Annotated in this window: 19 protein-coding genes; 2 read left to right on the top strand and 17 right to left on the bottom strand. The window is 45.5% G+C overall.

What is annotated here, in order from left to right; genetic code table 11:
* Positions 1–2: 2 nt before the first annotated feature.
* From K7A41_RS21865 to K7A41_RS21800, 14 genes are all read right to left on the bottom strand, one after another.
* Positions 3–1418: a glycosyltransferase family 2 protein gene (locus K7A41_RS21865; protein ID WP_265715552.1), complete on the bottom strand. Its 1416-nt coding sequence runs from the start codon at positions 1416–1418 to the stop codon at positions 3–5.
* A 12-nt stretch (positions 1419–1430) separates the two neighbouring features.
* Positions 1431–2603 carry a HEAT repeat domain-containing protein gene (locus tag K7A41_RS21860; protein ID WP_265715551.1) on the bottom strand — a complete coding sequence of 391 codons (1173 nt, stop codon included), beginning with the start codon at positions 2601–2603 and terminating at the stop codon, positions 1431–1433.
* 318 nt (positions 2604–2921) lie between these two features.
* A complete protein-coding gene (locus tag K7A41_RS21855) occupies positions 2922–3074 on the bottom strand; it encodes a hypothetical protein (RefSeq protein WP_265715550.1) in 153 nt (50 codons plus the stop codon).
* A gap of 169 nt (positions 3075–3243) precedes the next feature.
* Positions 3244–4326: a helix-turn-helix domain-containing protein gene (locus K7A41_RS21850; RefSeq protein WP_265715549.1), complete on the bottom strand. Its 1083-nt coding sequence runs from the start codon at positions 4324–4326 to the stop codon at positions 3244–3246.
* A 306-nt stretch (positions 4327–4632) separates the two neighbouring features.
* Positions 4633–5076, bottom strand: a complete 444-nt coding sequence (locus tag K7A41_RS21845) for a hypothetical protein (protein ID WP_265715548.1) — start codon at positions 5074–5076, stop codon at positions 4633–4635.
* 13 nt (positions 5077–5089) lie between these two features.
* Positions 5090–5725 carry a CHAP domain-containing protein gene (locus tag K7A41_RS21840; RefSeq protein WP_265715547.1) on the bottom strand — a complete coding sequence of 212 codons (636 nt, stop codon included), beginning with the start codon at positions 5723–5725 and terminating at the stop codon, positions 5090–5092.
* Positions 5644–6030 carry a hypothetical protein gene (locus K7A41_RS21835; protein ID WP_265715545.1) on the bottom strand — a complete coding sequence of 129 codons (387 nt, stop codon included), beginning with the start codon at positions 6028–6030 and terminating at the stop codon, positions 5644–5646. Before K7A41_RS21835 ends, K7A41_RS21840 begins: the two co-directional genes overlap by 82 nt.
* 5 nt (positions 6031–6035) lie before the next feature.
* A complete protein-coding gene (locus K7A41_RS21830) occupies positions 6036–6584 on the bottom strand; it encodes a DUF6266 family protein (RefSeq protein ID WP_265715543.1) in 549 nt (182 codons plus the stop codon).
* Positions 6585–6649: 65 nt separating this feature from the next.
* Positions 6650–7294 carry a DUF6266 family protein gene (locus tag K7A41_RS21825; RefSeq protein ID WP_265715542.1) on the bottom strand — a complete coding sequence of 215 codons (645 nt, stop codon included), beginning with the start codon at positions 7292–7294 and terminating at the stop codon, positions 6650–6652.
* A 447-nt stretch (positions 7295–7741) separates the two neighbouring features.
* The gene (locus K7A41_RS21820) at positions 7742–8047 is read right to left on the bottom strand and encodes a helix-turn-helix domain-containing protein (protein ID WP_265715541.1); all 306 of its coding nucleotides are present in this window, start codon (positions 8045–8047) and stop codon (positions 7742–7744) included.
* Positions 8048–8072: 25 nt separating this feature from the next.
* On the bottom strand, positions 8073–8888 hold the full coding sequence (locus tag K7A41_RS21815) for a LytR/AlgR family response regulator transcription factor (protein ID WP_265715540.1): 816 nt from the start codon (positions 8886–8888) through the stop codon (positions 8073–8075).
* On the bottom strand, positions 8845–9798 hold the full coding sequence (locus K7A41_RS21810) for a hypothetical protein (protein ID WP_265715539.1): 954 nt from the start codon (positions 9796–9798) through the stop codon (positions 8845–8847). Before K7A41_RS21810 ends, K7A41_RS21815 begins: the two co-directional genes overlap by 44 nt.
* Before the next feature lie 228 nt (positions 9799–10026).
* Positions 10027–11013, bottom strand: a complete 987-nt coding sequence (locus tag K7A41_RS21805) for a hypothetical protein (protein ID WP_265715538.1) — start codon at positions 11011–11013, stop codon at positions 10027–10029.
* 70 nt (positions 11014–11083) lie between these two features.
* Positions 11084–11209 (bottom strand): hypothetical protein, encoded by a 126-nt coding sequence (locus K7A41_RS21800; protein ID WP_265715537.1) that lies wholly within the window; start codon positions 11207–11209, stop codon positions 11084–11086.
* Positions 11210–11552: 343 nt separating this feature from the next.
* On the opposite strand from K7A41_RS21800, the gene K7A41_RS21795 reads away from it, so the two are divergent.
* Both K7A41_RS21795 and K7A41_RS21790 read left to right on the top strand, forming a co-directional pair.
* Positions 11553–12578, top strand: a complete 1026-nt coding sequence (locus K7A41_RS21795) for a helix-turn-helix domain-containing protein (protein ID WP_265715536.1) — start codon at positions 11553–11555, stop codon at positions 12576–12578.
* A gap of 95 nt (positions 12579–12673) precedes the next feature.
* Positions 12674–13078, top strand: a complete 405-nt coding sequence (locus tag K7A41_RS21790; protein WP_265715535.1) for a hypothetical protein — start codon at positions 12674–12676, stop codon at positions 13076–13078.
* A 90-nt stretch (positions 13079–13168) separates the two neighbouring features.
* On the opposite strand, the gene K7A41_RS21785 is transcribed toward K7A41_RS21790, so the two are convergent.
* Genes K7A41_RS21785 through K7A41_RS21775 form a run of 3 tightly spaced genes read right to left on the bottom strand, consistent with a single transcriptional unit; the run spans position 13169 to position 18394 of the window.
* Entirely contained in the window at positions 13169–14557 is a 1389-nt protein-coding gene (locus tag K7A41_RS21785) for a RagB/SusD family nutrient uptake outer membrane protein (RefSeq protein ID WP_265715534.1), read from the bottom strand.
* Position 14558: 1 nt separating this feature from the next.
* The gene (locus K7A41_RS21780; protein WP_265715533.1) at positions 14559–17762 is read right to left on the bottom strand and encodes a SusC/RagA family TonB-linked outer membrane protein; all 3204 of its coding nucleotides are present in this window, start codon (positions 17760–17762) and stop codon (positions 14559–14561) included.
* On the bottom strand, positions 17759–18394 hold the full coding sequence (locus K7A41_RS21775) for a TlpA family protein disulfide reductase (RefSeq protein WP_265715531.1): 636 nt from the start codon (positions 18392–18394) through the stop codon (positions 17759–17761). Before K7A41_RS21775 ends, K7A41_RS21780 begins: the two co-directional genes overlap by 4 nt.
* Position 18395: the final 1 nt, after the last annotated feature.

The raw sequence follows: 18395 nt of genomic DNA, 5'->3' as shown, positions 1-18395 counted from the left end.
TTTTAAGCACTTTTAGTTTTAGAAAATCCCCTGCGGGTCATCGTTCCCCATTTCATATCTTTTCGTGTCAGATACTGGACATATCCCCGCAAAGTAAAAATGACGACAAAGGGATGATAGAGTATAGGTTCGAGCGCTGAGAATAGAATCAACTTGAGGTATTCCCAGAAATTTTTATAGAGCTTGGCCAGTACCAGATCATAGGAAACGGTGATCACGGAGACCGAGAAGCCAATCAGATAAGCATAGAGCAACATCATCCAGAAAGTATCAAAGTTTATCTGATGGGTAATCAGCAGAAAGATCATGAACAGCAGACCGACAAATTCAATGATCGGGGCAAGGAACTCAAAAAATATCATGTAAGGTAATACCAGGAGGCCTAGGCGCCCATAGTCTTTGTTGAAGACCATTTTGCGGTGATCGACCAGAAACTGGAAGAGTCCTCTTCCCCAGCGGCTCCGCTGCCGGTTCAAGATGCTGAGGTTTGGGGGGCCCTCTGTCCAGCACAAGCTATAGGGGCATTGCGCGATCCTATATTCACGTTTATTTTCGAGCATATAAGCAGCGATACGGGTCGTGATATCCATGTCTTCGGCGTGGGAAGCAGAGTCGAAGCCTCCGACGGCAATGATGATTTTGGTGTCGAACAGACCGAATCCGCCAGAGACGTTTGGTACCGCATTGATCATATCCCAGCCCATTTTTCCGACCAGATAAGATCTCAGGTATTCGGTCTCCTGAAATAAGGGGATCAGGCCTCCGGGTGGTTTGACCCGTGTGATATTGCCCTTCTCGATATGGCAGCTATTGACCATCCGCATAGTGGCCCCCACGGCGATGACGTGCTTTTCCGAATCCAGTATGGGCAGTACGATCTTGCCCAGGCTGTCCTTGGCGAGGATACAATCGACATCCGTATTGATAAAATAATCGTTCTGAGCGACATTGACCCCTGCGTTGATCGCGTCGGCTTTGGTGCCGCCATTTTCTTTATCCAATACGATCAGTCTATGGTATTCCGGATTTTTGGATCGGAAAACCCGTTTAATGGGTTTACAATACACCTTATACACCAGGTAATAGGGCACCTCTTCGAGCTCAAATTCTTTGACTAGAATATCCAGGGTCCTGTCTTTGCTGCCGTCATTGACCACAACCACTTCAAAATTGGGATAGTCGAGATTCAGGAGCGAGTTGACGCTGTCCAGAATGATCACCTCCTCATTGAAAGCAGGTGCGACGATAGAAACTCCCGGCGCCTTCTCCGGAAAATCCCGCAGATAGTTCTCTTCCCGTTTTGTGTACCGGTAGCGATAACGCAGGGTATTGTAATAACTCATCACCATGAGGGCTACATAACACAGCCCCAATGCTGTGGCATAGAAATAGATGAGATAGGTAAAAAAATAGACCATTATAATAAAATTTTAAGCTGATATAACGAACCGTTCGGCAAACACTTGATTGAGCAATATCTTCTCCTTATCCCGGGACTGTAAAATGGCCTCCTCCTGGAGGCGGAGAAGCAGTATTTCCCCTTCCTTTCCATGTGCTTTAATCGACCGCGCTATCGCTATTTTGAGGTCGTCATCATCCGAAAAGGAATAGGTATCCGTCAAGAAAGGGATGACCTGATCGGACCTTAACCTAGCCATCGCTTTAACGATAGCTTCACGGACGGCTGCAGACTCGAGCGGAAAACGCGCCACGAGTTCCTTCACCCCTTCGTTATATTGCAAATCCCCGAGTGTAAGGATAATCTGTGCACGGATATCCCTATTTTCCTGGGTACTCAGCATCTCCAGCAGGGCCGGACAAGCTTCTAGCTGCTTAAAAAAACCGATTTCCTGTATAATAAATTGGATATAATTGACATGTCTGGAATTATTGATCCAGCGGAGCAGATTTGGCAGCTTAATTTCCTGCGAACGCTTCACCAGCGTCGCGTGCAAGCGCAGTTTGTCCAGTTGCGTAAAGGCCTCATCAAAATTTTCCTCCATAAAACGAAATGGATTGTAACTTTCTTGGCTGGCGTACAGATCTCTGGCGGTCTTTCGTAAATCCTTATCTTTATGGAACATGGATTTGGAGAGGATACCACTGTTGACCCCGTTGTTTATATCCCCGACCACCTGCAGCGCCTCTCTCCTTTTGGGCAATACCGGCGTGCGCATGCGTTTTTCCCAGAATCCCATCAATCGCAGTGCTTCCAGACAATTTCTGTAATTGAGTTCATTGAGATTACCATTTTTAACCGATTCATTTTTCACGGTCAGGACGATATCCGTCAGTACATCTGCTTTCCATTTTTTGGATCTGGTCACGTCGTAGTGAAGCAGTTCCCTGATTTCGTCGACATCGTAATTGTTCTTTGCCGTCATTACGAAGACTAATCTTTCATCAAAATGTGCACGTATTTTTTTCCGCTGTTTTTCTGACCTGCTGATCCGGTAGCCGATATACAATAATCGGGCGATGCCAAAAAGGACAATGGTCAACAAGGCCAGGACCATGACGGCCGTGATCCTGACGACCAATGGATAACCATTGTACAAAGCTCCCAGGTAGCTTACATAATAGAGATAGTAATCATAGTACATTGTTGCTGTTGTTTAAATTTTTAAAAGATTGTTTTATTGTTAATTCTGTTCACAGGTGACCTTTCCCAAACACGTCGGCAAAATTGCTTAACCCGTCATGGAAAACTGTCTCAGTTTCAAACAGGGGAAACTTTCCGTCAAAACAAAAACAGGACATTCAACAAAAAAACACTATTCAATTACTTGATAATAAAGAGATTAACCAAGAAACAAGGTGTCAAAAAAATTCATTTCAGAACCGATGATTTTCAATCAAACCAAAATTTTAAATCGGCTAAAATTTTATACTCGTTGAAAAAGAGACAGCATCCCGGCCGATTAATAAAGGGGGGGGTGGACATTCTGGCGATAATGTCCCCCATGCAGTCCACGTTGATCAGGCACATACTGCTTTTGCTGTAGCATCCCTGCGGTCGGCTTTACTAAATAGCCCAGATTCCGGTCTTGCCATGCAGGATTGCAACGATTCATTTTAGGAACAGCTTTCCTGCTCCGATACCGGGCCAAGACGCAATGAAAGCGCATTTGAATGCCGTCACCGAGACTTGCCCGCGGCATGCCAAAAGCAGCTATAGACGGGACCACAGAAGCAGAGCCCCCATATCAAATGAATACTGATAAAAACGTGTTGCTGTATAGCTTATGCAATGGTTTTGCAGAACTGAGATGGCGTACAGCCAAATTCCGACTGGAAGCTCCGGTAGAAGGAGGCCCGGGAGTTAAATCCGCAGACAAAACTCAAATCGTCGACGGTGGTGCGCAGCGCTGTATTCTTCAGCTGGGCCGCTGCGTATTTTACGCGCAGATGGTTGATAAAGGCATTATATCCCTTACCGAATTCCTTTTTCAGGAACGGAGAAATATTGTTTACAGGAATTCCAAGCTGCTGACAGAATTTTTCTTTGTTGAGTTCTGTATCCAGGTAGGCTTTGGTATCGATAAACTGTTGTAGACGTTGCCGGTACAGACGTTCGCGCTTATCCGAGGAGGATCGGACAGGCAGCCTATCCGTCCTGTCAGCCACAACGGTCACCGAAACAGATCTATGTATAGCCCGTTTCTTTCGTTTTGTCTGGACAGCACGATGGCGGCTGGGGCGATAAAATAGCGAAAGCACCGAAAGAAAAGTCAGAAAAAACGACAGGACGAAGACCTCGTGAATGAGCACATTGTCGTGGCTGACCATGATAAACATCTCCACAATGAGCGTGGCAAACATGAGTACCAACAAGTACGCTTTGGGTCCAGACCGCTTCATCAGCACGAAGATATCCGCGCCCGTTTCCAGCTGATTTTTTAGGCCTATCAAGGTGATATAAATGCAGAAATGCACAAAAGAAAACAAGTGGATAAACAACATGCTTTCGATATGATAGCGGTACAGCATCCACTGTTTCAAACCAATCATTCCAAAAAGGAAGGTCCCCAGCAGGGAGGGCAAAAAATGAAGCAGCGATTTCAGTGTGGTGGCTTTACCTTTTGAGCTGTTTACCAAAAATAATACTGCAGGTCCGTACAATAAACCGAATGGCAGGAATAATCCCAGATACAGCTCATCCCTGGACCAGAGCTTGAGCCCCCCGATGAGAATCTGCTGAGATGCGGCCACAAGTACAAAGACCATCAGCAATTTATTGCCTTGCTGCTTCCTTTTTGAATAATTCAAAAAGAAAAAATAGCCTGCGCAAAAAAGCGTTATGATGGTTAAGATTGTAGCAAACATATCCTCTGAATTATCTGTCTTGATTCCATTCTTGTAAATAGGTTAGTGGAAACAGATTGATGGCTAAAAATAGGTAAATCGAGCAGTTAAATATATCAAAGCGCTCTGGACTTGTTTTTTCTGTAGCTATCCAACTACAACGCTACACAAATCAACCCGGATTATAACCTCATTAACTATGCCTGGGGTAAAAATAACTTGTCGTTCAAAAAAGGCCAAATCATCGCTGACTGGCCTTTCCCAAAAACCGCTCTTGATCCCATGCTTACTTTAACCCTTTGTCGCTATCGCCAGAAGCATTCTGTATCAAGATGAGCATAGTTTTGTCCATTTTTTTCTAATGCCATACAGAAACAACAGCACCAGAACCAACAATGCACCCCATCGATAAGGGAGTTTGTACGTAGTATTTTCCATCTGCGCCACACGATCTTTGTTGTCCTTGGAAAGTTCTGAATCCATGGACGTTTTCTGCTGCAGCACACTGTTGCTCGCCCTTGACTCTTTCAGCAGCAAGCGTCCGCCCTGACTGCTAAGTCCACTATCCGGATGAAAGCGGAGACCACTATCTGTCCAGAAGTACCAGGAACGTGTAAGACTATCCCGACTCTGCGTATATAGCCACTGGGCGAAGGTATTCTTTTGCTGCTCGCTCGTAGAAGACTGCTGCTCGCTTTTGCTCTTGTGCTGAAAGAGCCTACAGGCCGTCAATACCGTGAGGAGCAACAGAACCCATGCTCTCTTTTCCATCACATCCCTCCTTTCAGTCCAGCCAGTTCGCGAAAGCATGTATGGTCACGAGGGAGCGCCGCTTTGAAAGTACCCGGTCGTCGACGTTCCCCTCGATGGTCAGCAGCCAGGGTCCCTGCCGATCGCGGACGAGGCCCACATGGTCGATGCGGTGTAGGCTGCTATTGTAGATGCCGAACAGATCGGCAGGCCGTACGAGCCTCCGGCTGATCTGCTCAGCAGTATAGCGCCGGGCCATGGGGAATAAAGCCGGGCTCCAGGGACTGCGTGGCGCGGAGAGCCCCGCCTGCCCGTAACACCAGGAGACGAAGGCCGCACACCAGGCATAGCCCTTGCCCAGCCCAGTATACGCCAGATACGCCTCGACGCGGGGACCGTCATTGTTGCCTGTCGCTTCGCTGACACCGAGCTGGCCGGCGGCAATGTCGATGATCCTGTCGCGCAGACCGGGGGCGAGCCCACATTTCTGGGAGTTGTGGGCCAGCACAGCTTCGAAGGCTGCTACGATACGTTGCTGTGGGTGGGCCGCAGCGAATACCCTATAGCTGTCAGCAAGGTGCCGCTGTGTTACAGCAGGATGGCCAGTGTGCCCAATACCGTGCAGAGCGACAAGAAGAAGACCGAAAAATAAATAATGCATTGTTGCCATGATGTCAATTGATTAAAGTGATAACTAAAATCCTCGCGGAAGAATTTAAAGGGTTTCCATAGGATCTCCTGCAGCCAGCAGCAACAGTAGATGGCCAGCAGTGCGGCCAGCACGGCAAAGAGCAGTACCGACAGCACACCGATATCCAGTATACCAGCCGTCGGATCCAAAGCTTGCAGCAGGATCCCAGCAGCGATAAAAAAGACCAGCAGACAGGCAACGACGACGCCGAGCAGCTGCTTTGTGCTTAAAGGCCAAGCCATATCCTCGATAGGCCAGGCGGTGTGTTTTTGTAGTGTGTTCATTTTCTTTAATTAAATTCGTATTTACCTAAATATTGACTTCGGGCGTATTTGATCCCGTCGCGATCATGACACGTTAGATAAAGCAACAACGGCCTCTCCAATAGCGAGGGCGGAATATCGATGACTACCCGCTCCTGATGCCTCAGCGCCAGCTCTCGGCTTCGTATGGCGACCCCTTCGTCAACCTGATAGGCAATCATTTTGACATGATCATCCCAGGAACTGAAATCTGATCTGTTTACGAAATGAACCGTTAGTCTAGCATTTTCCTTTAGGATGTCCTTGACTATGAGCCCCGGAAGGTTACCGTCGCTAAGCCATACTTTTTCGGGGTCTATAGTCGGTTCGCCCGACGTGTCAGTAATCGCTACCCGAAGTACCTGAGACATGGCCAAGTTAAAAGGATAAACGAAACGCTTTTTACGACGGGCCACGGCCTTGAATCCCTCTGCAATAATCTCTTTGAGGGGCGACAGGAAACTGACTGCCAGTGCAAATCGCTTTTGCTGGGCAAGCTGTGCCGCCGTTTTCTTATTTTTTCGAGTTCTTTTCATACTTTTTAAATCAAATGAATAAAGTAGGACGCCGTCCAGGTCGGACGGCATCCCCACATCAACCATCAACTGAGCTGTATCAATCCCAGATAACCACTTTTAGATACACGCTTTTTCTTACGGTCGGCCATAAACATCCACACATGTACTTCACCTCCGAGCAGGTGGGCCGGCACTCCGAAAGTGACCGTGCCCATACTGCGGGTCGGAACCGTGGCCGGCGCCAAGAATTCATCGAGCTCCGGATGATAACAGATGATATACACGCCGTCGTCATCAGCCGATTTATAGACATCATTGTTGGCGACATCCCAGCTTACGGTGAGCTCCTCGTTGGCATAAACCGGTGTTTGTGCTGGCGCCAGGTAGAACGTCCCGTCCGAAATCCGTATCTTGCTATAATCAAGTACGAAATTTGGATAAGCTCCCTGAACGACCAAGGGCAAGTTGAACTGAAAGGCCGCATTGACCGGTGTCTGCCGGTCAGCTTTTTTCTGTCCAAATCCGATCTGCAGATACGAGGTGATCGGCAGCAGAAAACGCATGACCAATTTGAATTTAGCCTGATTAATGAGCTGTTCTTCCGTTGCGGGCTTGTTGCTCTTCTTATAAAGCCCTTTCAGGTAATTGATGCTCTTCCAGCTCGAGCCGATCACGGAGCCGGTCTTACCGCTTACTCCTCCGTTGATCCCATTTACAATTGTTCCCATTTTACTTGTTTTTAAAAAATTAAACCATCGTCAGTGGCTAAGACATACCGGTATTTAAGCCTGACAACACAAACATAAAAACCTATAAATCAAAAACATATACATAAATCAAGAGTGACAGTGTCTTGGCAGGCATGCTTCAGGAAATTGGCAGGAGTCTGGCAGTACAGCAGATAAGCCATCCCCTACAACCCACCATCAACTGACCAATGCCGGCCCAAATGCTGCCTTTACCATTGCAGTGCGTCAGGGTTGTTCGACCCTTCTTCGGGTCTGCCCCGAACAAGCCCAAAGTGCCACCCGAACAGCAGCAACAGGATGGTCGTACGGCGGCAGGCATAAGGTAGAAGTTAGGGAGGTATTGGTCAGATATTGATCCGAATAAAAACAAAAAGGGTCTCCGAAATGGAAGACCCCTATACTATAATCTCTTCGTTTTACCGATGCTCACAGGCGCCAGTACGCCCGCTTGAAACGCTCAACCGCAGTTTGCAGAAACAAGCGTTTTCCATTTTCCTTACGTACAGTGCCCAGCAGCCCCTTATGCTGATAACGGTAAAGCGTCCGTTCGCTGATACCTACAAATTCCTGTACATAAGCCGCATCCCACCATGCAGCTTCCATATCGGCGGCGTCACTGGCTGTTTTCTGCATGCTATGCAGCTGTTTGTACAGTGCATGCAGTGCAAATAATATCGCAGCATCGTTACTTCTGCGCATACTATTTCGCGTTCGATTTAAAATTAGTTTCATCTGTTTACGTTTTTTATAAGTTTGACTATCGTTCCATTCCGTAACTGCGCAGCTTACCGGTGACTGTATTCTCCTCGACCCATTCATCAAAATACCTGTACTTGCCTTTCTCTCCCCTTTTGATCTTTATTTCCGTCAGATACACATGTTTGACGTCGACGGCCGTTATGTGATTGAGTGAGACCGCAAAACTACGGTGCACCTGCGCAAAATTGGCCTTGGGCAGCCAGGAGATCATATCACCAAAACTTTCATTGACTTCGATATACATTTTTTGATCGGTCCATATCCATGTCTGCTCGTTTTTGGCCTCGACATACAGTATTTTATTATAGTCAAGCCTCGTCTTTGCAGCACCGCGCTCGCCGTAGAAAAAGCACTTATTCTCTTCATCTAAGTTGTTCAGGCCAAATCCTCTGATTTTATCTTTCACTTTTTCGATGGCCCGGTAATAACGCTCCCTTTCAAAAGGCTTCAAGAAATAGTCGGTCACCTCATAATGAAACATTTTGTCCCCCACCTCCCTGTTGGTACTGCATACCACCACCTGCAGGTTAGCAATACCGGGATTGCTCCGCTTTAGACCGCCAAGTTGCCCCAGTATATCCAGTCCACCGACAATGGGCATTTCAATATCCAGAAACAGTACATCCAGTTTCAGGGTACGCAATGCAATCAAAGCTTCTTTGGGATTCGTGGTCGCATAAACACATTCCACCCCGTCCGTCAGCTCCACATATCCTTTCAGATCTTCAACCACATCGGGGTCATCATCCACGATTGCGACAGCAATTTTTCTACGTCTCTTCTCTTGCTTCAATATTCGTTTTATTGTATCCATGTCTAAAATTTATTTCCAGCTTCAAGTAAAATATGCCGTTAGTCGTATGTTTCGTCAACGAAAATGCATTACCATATTCCATGCGCAGCAATCTGATCAATTGTTCAATCCCCGTACCACCGGACTGGAAGATCCAGGCCGACTGCTCCGCTACTTTATTGGCACTGCTGACCATCAGTTTTTGATCATCCGCACAAACCGTCAATACGGCCGGTCGATCCAGATTGCTGAAATCCCCATGCTTGACCATGTTTTTATATACACTCAGCAGCAGCATGGGCAGGATGGGAATGGAGGAATCGCTTACGTCTATCCGCAATAAGATCTGTCTCTCATCGTACAAGTTCATCAGCTGTTGCAGATAATGTATTTCGTCCTCCAGCCTGCCCAGAATGGTATCCCTACCGCCCAGCTGTCGTATCCCGTACGTTTCCAGTTTTAGAAAAACATCAAATCTGGTCAATGCTGAAGGCGACCTGCGGACCAGCCGAATCAAACTCTGCGTCAGATTGCCCATAAAATGCGTGACCCAGTTACGGAACAGGCGGACTTTGCTGGAAGCAAGCGACTCAGCACGCATCAGCCCCAAATGGCGGAACAGTCCGACCGTCAAATTATAGAGGATCTCAGCAGCCAATATCATCATCCCTTTGAGTGCAAATGACAGATAGAAGGTCAGCGCGTCGATTGCAAAGTCAGCAAAGCGAAACAGCTCAGGATTTTTGAGGATCTTCCTGCTCAAACTCGTAGGAAACTGGTAGAGGGTCAGATACACCAGCAATGCAGTCAGCAGAAAATAGGCTATCAAAGTCAATACATGCCGGGCAATCAATTTCTTGAACAGCATGTGCCGCAACCAGGCCCTATTGACGTAGCTGATGACCAACATGACAATCGCTACGAAAAACATAACGACCAGATGCCCCCATCCATATCTATAAACATTGACTGCTGTGATCCATCCAAAGTAAACCGTCCAAAACGCTAAATGAACACGTATAAAGGCTTAAGAATGTTGTCCTTGATCATAATCGGTGTAGGTTATTAATCACACAAATCTTAATTTTAACAACTGAAAGTTGTTTAAAATGACAATTTATATATTATAGAAGAGCTTTACAAACTTAAGTGGCAAAATTTATTTTCCAATGACCTGCAATAATGCCTTCAGTTTGGTAGAAACCACTTCAAACTGAGTGGCAGTTACAAGCACCGAACGCCCGGTCGCGATGTCTAGCAGCAGCCGTCTGTCTCCGGCAAGAACGGGGAACCAGAGTGCATTTTGCGCATCATTATCCGGCGGGCCGAGCTGCTTTTGATCGAAGATAGCCGGTAAGCACTCCCATTGGATCAGCTCATGCGGTTCAAGCAACTGTACCAAATCAGCTACTTGCTGCAGCACCTTCACATAGTCCGCTTTGCTGTTGACAAAATGCTCCTTTGAAAACCTCCATTTGATCTTGCCATCGACCAAAGTTAAGACGAGTGCTTTGACCGGTGCGCCGGTCCACTGCGCCAATGCAGGTACTCCTTCACGAAGGAGCAAAGTGGACCCATGCAGCCCCAGCGCGGCCCAGCCTTTACCCGGTTCGCCTAACGCGATCTGACCGTCAATGAAAACAACCACGTGAAAACCGTTTCGAATGGTGTCCCGGAGTTTTAGTAGCGGATTGCCCACATCGGAGCGGATAAAGAGCAGCGTGCTTTCGTCCGGCTCCCGGCCAAATGAACGGCGGTATTGCTCCCGATAGATTTTGCCCTGTTCGTCAAAGACGTCCGAACGAAGCAAAATAGCCAGCCTACATCCCTTTAAAATCAGTGTTCTGACGATCAGCGCATAGGGACCGATGTGCATACAGGCCCATATTCGGGGACGCTGATCTGTCATAGGCCAGGCAGTGCTCAACGCCGTCAACAGATGAGCATCCGACTTATACTCCCGCTGTGCCGACCAGTGCTGGTGCAGCTGTAATAAGCGCAGCACCTCAGTATCGTTGCGGATGAGTTTCCACTGGTATAAGAGTGCAACAGATTTGAGGCTTCGGTACCAACTGTCGGAGTCAAAATTGGGTTCATGATAAGTTACATCCAAGTTAAACCCAGATTGTGAAAAATAGGTATTCATGGTCATCAAAATAAATTGGTTCGCAAAAAAAGGGTGTCCGGATCACCCGTTGTCTTTAAACGCAGCAGGACTACAAGTAATACAAGCTACATTTCTGCTCAGCAGAGTCGATCATCAATTTCACTGTTTCCATATTCGAAAATGTGTGGATCGCCTGATCAGCCAAGCGCTGCATTTCCATAAAAAGCTGTTCCATTTCTTTTACATCTTTTTTTGTTACTATCCAGCACCAAACTCGCCTCGTTTGGTCACTTTGCTTCCTTGGCCAGGGAAGCGTGGTGATCACGTCGGCTAAAATGGTAGAAATACAAGAATTTGGTTCTATTTTCGGGTACTTTGGCTCCTAGTACCTGCGAACAGCTTTTTACAACATCTTTTAAAATTCACAGTGCCTTAGCTGGTGTTCACCCGCTGCCAGACCCGATCCACATTTATATTTGGCCAAAAAAATAGTTTTTTGTAGAATCTCAGACGAAAAACATTTACAATCAGTAAATCAATCAGTTAAAAGAAAGCCATATTCCTAAATCTGTTTTATCATGGAAAGAAGTTATGACTTTAATTTACCACAGGATTATCAGTCCGTTGACTTGCCTAAGCAGCATGTGAGCTATCCAATACGGAATGCTCAGCAGCGACATTGGGAGTCGTCCTGCAATTACATCAGCGAACAAGTTTTTGATGGTCGCTATGCCTACCTCTATTATTATGAATTCTGGATGGAACATGAGGAGCGTATCCCCGTATATACCGTATTACCCGATCTCCATCTTAGCTATACCTTGCTGAGCACCGCGCCCTTATGTCAGCAGCATGCCCAACAAAAGTTCACAATAGACTTTGTCGAGGGAAGAGGCAGCTATCTCTATCTGGCCAAAGGCGAATACACGATTACCATACCTAAAGGCCATCATATCTTAGTGGGGTTTATTCTGGATGCCGGTCTATTCAGGCCACCAGCCAATCGGCATTTCAATTTTCTACAGCATCTGGTCAAGGCGAAAAAGGAGCGATCCCCCCTGTCGGACAAGAGCATTACCTTTCGGGTCGGTGATATCACCAAAGATCAGCTTCAGCTGCTTTTCAGTAAGATCAATCCCAATATCCTCGACAATGAGCACATGCTGCTCAAGCACCTGATTTTTCTGATCCAACTGAGCCGGTTTAAGCTATTGGAAGATCAGCCCAAGGAACAGTTGGTCGAGCAAGCACGCGATCTCTTGCAGATTACTATTTTCCATAAGGGGGCCAAAGCACGGCTGTCGGATATTGCCAGTGTGCTCCTAGTCTCAAGAGACCGTATCACCAGGGAGCATAAAGAACATTATGGCTGCACCTTTCAACGCTACCGCAACAATTTGTTGCTGGCGTATATCGCCTCCGTAATAGCCGGTCACGAAAAACTAGCCATTACAGCCGAAGAATGCGGGTTTAGCAGTATCAATGAACTGGCCACCTTTATTAAAAATGAGACCGGTCTTACTGCGTTAGGCTTTAAGCGGCAGCAATTAAGTGACGGCAACATCGGTACATCAATTCCAGATCCTAAAGCCCCTCTCTCCTAGCCCACCAAATTTTCTACCTATACGGAGATCGGTTTCTGCCTAACGCTAAGCACAGTATTGCAGTAATTTAGCATAATAATCAAAACACTTTAGTTATGATGAAACATATTTTTTCAGTGAAGTCATCACTCTTCACTTTAATCTTGGCACTAATTGCATTCGGTACGATTGCAGTAGCTGCAGTGATGAACAAAAAACCAAACGTGGAAATAGCTCCATCGATCAAACTCGAAAACGAGACATGGTATTTCCAAGGAAGCGACAGCCCCAGTAATATTGTGGATCCTAATCTCTACTCAAGCACACCGCATCCTACAAAATCATGTGGCGTACCACAAACGATCTGTTCCATCAATGCACCGGAAGATCCTTTAAATCCAGGACATCCAAAAATGGATGAAGTCGTGTCAGGTAGCGAAACCGTCGCTGATAGAATCGAAGCTGCAATCGCAAACAGCCACACAGAAAATGAAACAGTTACTGCTTTCAGAGAATATTAGTGGTGAATAGTTGCTGATATTCTCCTTTCTCAAATCCCCTAAATTAAAAAAGACCAGATTTTATTTTCTGGTCTTTTCATTTTTCATTATTTATCGCTCATTTTGAGCAATTCCGCTCAACTCGACTACAGGCAAAGGGATAGGGTAAATATATCGTTTATCATTTGGTGCCAGACTGATCAGTTGGTTTTTCCCGTTCACAGTCAAACTGCGATAAAGCGTCGTTGTATAGCGTCTCTCCCTATTCAACCGTCTCAGATCGCTCCACCGTGTCCCTCTAAAAATGAGTTCTTTTCTTCTTTCTTTAAGAATATATCCCAACAAATCATCGTTGCCAATATCATCGATAAATCCCACTTTTCCGTCTTTAAATCTGTTTTTCAATAACGTTTTTAGCTCATTTTTGGCCTCGTTGTAAAGCCCTTTACGGGCTAGGCACTCCGCTTTTGTTAGATAGTTTTCAGCGGTATTGATCCCCAAAAACGGGCAATTATTTATACCGGAATACCATCCTCTAAAAGTGGCAGCTCCCTCAGCATCAAATTCAAAGAAAAAAGCCCTTCGCAGATCATCTGGCCCATATTGTTTCACTAAGGTACTATCCACATTTGTCGTATAAGAGATCAACATATCAGTTGCCCCTGTATAGGCAAAATAAACTATCTCATCGCTCAATGTCTTAAACGGTTGGGCTACATTTGCATCCAGCTTATTATAATCGCTCAAATAAGAATAGTGCTCCAAAGAACTACTTGCCCATTTTTCAGCCATTCCAAAATCTCCCATAAGCAGGTAAACCTTAGCCAGAAGACCTTCTACTGCAGGCAAAGTGGGTCTTGTTTTATATTCGACCAACGGCGACAATAGATCTTTTGCCAGCATGAGATCATCAATTATCCGTTGATAAGTCTGACCAACTGTGGAGCGATACACCTTCTCATTGATATCCGAGCTGAGCTTTAAGGGTATCCCAAGCCCATCGTTAGCTGTCTTGGGGTCATATGTATCCATAAATAATTGTGAAAATTGGAAAAATGCGAGACTACGGATAAACAGGGCTTCTCCTTTCAACCGGTTCGCTTTGTTCTGATCCGATATGTCGATTGAGCCTAATTTGTCCAAAACAACATTAGCTGTCAGCACCCGCTTATATGTAGATCCCCAGTGCTGGTTGATATTGGAATTGGTGATTTCCAATCCCTTTTCCCATGTATACAGCTGCTGGCTAAATATTCCCAACCCGTCAAATACAGATTGTTTTAAATAATAGTCGTCCGTTCCCATTTCGATCAGTCCGCTGGCACCACCGTTTAATCCATATCCATCCCAAAGCATCGCATCCAGATCCTCCAATGTGCTGGGAATAACTTTGGAAGTATCCGGAACAGCTTCCAAAAATTTATTACAGGCCAATATTGTCGTTGCAAGCACTGTCATCAGCGCAAGACCAAGTAAATAGTTTTTATTTCTTTTCATCATCTTAAAATTGAAGGTTAACACCACAATTAATTGTCCTCGCGCTGGGTAAACCCGTGAAATCAGGATCATAGCCCGACTTTGTCGCTGACCATAGCAGCCCTAGATTGTTTGCGGATAAGTAAAGCGTAGCTCTTGTAAGCCGCAGGCGCTCCAGTAATCTGCCGCTCTGTACTGTATAACCTAACCGTACATTCTGCAGCCGCAAAAGATCCCCTTTCTCCACATTGGCCGACGAATAGGAATAGAAATTATCCCGGTTCTGATTGCCCGGATACATGAAAGAAGGTACGGTCGTGGCCAATTCATCACCGGGCTTTTGCCAACGTTTGCTATAGTCCGCATGGGTCGTCCAATAGTTCATCAAGTCCATGTAACGGATTGTGGGCTTCATAAAATAGGAAGAAAACTTAAACGCGACTGTCCACGAAAACTCGAATCCCTTCCAAGAAAGGGAATTAGTCCAAGCCCCATGCCCCAATGGTAAGCCCGATCCATGGTAGACCAGCTGCTCCACAGAGTCCTTGAGCAATTGTGTATAGTTATCACTTGGGCCATCCATGGTATAACCTAATGGATTTCCATTAACAGGATCTAATCCTTCAAAACGATAAGAAAATACCGGATACATGACATACCCCACTATTGGAGAAATGGACTTACCTCCAGCTGATGCATAGTTGAGCCCCAGGAGTTTATTGCCGTTGAATTTATCGACTTTATCTTTTGTATACGATATAAATAAATTGCTATTCCATCTGAAAGGTTTATTTATGATCAACGCATTCAATTGCAGATCTACGCCTCTTCCTTTTATGGAAGCTACGTTCCTATTGATGGATGCAAATCCAACGGTGGGATCTATTGGATCGACTGATATTAAATCTGTCGTATGTTTTTTGAATACGTCTATCGAACCCGACAGCCTGTTCCTAAAAAAGCCAAAGTCCAGACCTATATTCAGCTGTGCCACATCCTCCCATTTTAAATTTGTATTGGGGGGTGATATAATACGGGCATACTGTTTTCCATAATAGGTATCAGGGGCAGTAGAGTACTGTAGGATGACATCTGTGAACACTTGTCCAGCCGAATTCCCGCTATGACCATAAGTCATTCTCAGTTTAAGTGTATTTAGCTGTCCGTTTTCCCTCAACCATTTTTCCTGCTTCATATTCCATGCTAATCCAGCGGACCAAAGTGGCTTCCATCTGTTGTTGGTATTTACACCAAAGTAGTTGGACGCATCCCTACGCGCAGAAAAGGACAGCATATACCGGCCTTTGTAAGTATATCCAACATTCATATAAGTGGATATGAAACGGTTCAGACCTTTTGAAAAACCATCTGTAAAAGGTATGGTGGATGCGCTCGCTAAGCCAGCATAAATCGGAAATCTGGTCAGGTAATCTATTGGGGACTGCGTCAATCGGATACCGTCATACCCATACAGACGTCGGGATTCACCAGATATTGTGTTGTTTGTAAGCTCCATTCCAAGTAAAGCATTGATCTGATGTTCGACAGCGATAGTTTTGTCCACAGTACCCTGAATTCTAAATTTATGGCTGGTCAAGGTATTGTTACTTACATTGGCAATAGCCCCTTTGGGCAGGTTATATTTCGGTACCCCATTAACGATCTGTGTATAACGGTTGACCATATTGCGTACATAAAAAGAAGCTTCGTCATATTCGCCAAAGATCCGAGTATCCTGATGTTCATAATTGTACATCAACGATAAGGTGAGACCATCAAATGGCCGTACCTGTACGGTGGGAGAAAATGATAAATAACGGTTAGCCATATTACTTCTGCTTTTATCGATATCCGAGAGAGGTGCATAATGCCAATCGAGTAAATTTCCCCGGCCAGCTGTATCCACAAACTCGGAGTTGTATTGATAAGGTATAATCAATGGATTGCCATTTTTGTCCGCCAGTTGTGCGTAAGGATACAATGATGACTTCCCTCCGCCTACATTGAGCGGGTAATTTGGAACACCAAGGCTCGCTTTACGGCTACTGTTGCTGTACCTACTATTTAATTCTAGCCGAATTAGCCGATTAGGTTCATATTTGACAGAGGAAGCTACTGTAAGACGATCCGATTTTTCGCCGACAGTATTCCCCTTGCTACGGTCGTAGCCCAATGAGATACGGTACCCTAGAGCTCCCAAATTTGCCCCCGTACTTAGGTTATACTGCTGATTGAGTGCAGTTCGATAGAGATACTTATCATAATCACGCCGATAATCCAGGCCTTCAAAAGACCGGATCTTCGCTTCAGCCTCTTCTGTCGTAATCAATTTTTTGTCCACCTGATCCAACAAGGTTACCACAGGGGACATCACAAACAACCTTGCATTTGTACTTGTGAGATAAGGCTTATAGAAACCTTTTTCATACAAAAAGCGCTCAGCCGAAATAAAATCTTTACTAGACATTTCCTGCAAATACATCAGATCAGGTTTGTCAGTAAAGGTTGTAGTAGCAGTAAAACTAAGTTCTTTTCGTTCCTTGGGCTTTTTCATATTAATCACCAATACCCCGTTACCAGCTCTTGCACCCCATATTGAGGTCGCAGCAGCATCCTTGAGCAGGTTTACTGATTCGACGTCGTTAGGGTTAATATTGTTCAAATCACCAGTATACGGAAAGTTATCCACAATGATCAACGGTGCGATGCCCCCAGAGCCGAAGCTATTAATGCCACGGATATTCATGATGGTAGATCCCGACCGTTTATCAAATTGCAATCCGGGAGCGATTCCTTCGAGCCTATCCAAGATAGTTGGTGAAATACGCTCTTGGAGCTGTTTATTTGTAACCACAGAAAACGCACCTGTGCTCCTTTCTTTTGGCAAGAGCTGATAGCCCGTATTCACCTGCACTTCGCTTATGGTATTGACCAAAGGGGACATGCTGATCATCACTTCTTTTCTACCTACCACGACTTTCAATCGCAAAATATAAGGCTGATAGCCTAGACGAGAAAACTGTAGATTATCATTAATCACTTCCATAGGGATCCACGCGATCCCGGCGTTGTCCGTATGCCCTATATTTTGCTGCTTGCCATTATTAATATTCACATATGGGATCGGTTTATCGGTCAGGCTATCCTGTATGATAAATTTAACTCTCTCTTGTGCTATAGCAACAGATGCCAAAACACTCAGCATATACAGCATGATTACGTTTCTCATTGCGCAGCTCCTTCCCTTTCGACGATTGTTGCTATTTGTTCCCTATTGACAAAATCGGTAGATATGAAGGCCTTCACCATTCCGCTCGGCTTAATCCATACGTAATGAGGCAGTATTTTAATAGGAAACAGCTGATCAAAGTAAGTATCATAGATAATATTGGGTAGTTTCAAGGGCTTGGGCATGGCGCGGGTGCCGTGTTTGAAAAAGTTCAGAAAACGCTCGTAACTATTGCGTTTGCGTTGACTATTTACAGGAAGGATAACAAGGGTATCAGCGAATTCCACCTGCAACGTTTCCATATGCGGTAGACTAGCGATACAGGCGCCGCAGTCTAAGCTCCAAAAGTCCAAAATAACATGTTTGCCTTTGTAGGCACTAAGATCCCGTCTGATGGTATCACCATTTTGATAAAATAAGTGCTGTCGATTCCAAAAATCTTCGGGCACAAAGTCTCCCATTCGCAATTCACTGGGATGAAGCCCATCGGCCCCGCTGTCCTTGCGGGGCGTCTGGGCTGATAAACTAAACATAGAAACTAGTACGTAAAAGATCACAAGTACGGTGATCTTAAGTATTTGAATATATAGCAGTGCGCTATTATTGGACTGTAGGTTTAATTTTTTCATCATT

The sequence above is a fragment of the Sphingobacterium sp. InxBP1 genome, assembly GCF_026191775.1.
GTDB lineage: Bacteria > Bacteroidota > Bacteroidia > Sphingobacteriales > Sphingobacteriaceae > Sphingobacterium > Sphingobacterium thalpophilum.
This window is presented reverse-complemented; position numbering and strand designations above follow the sequence as displayed.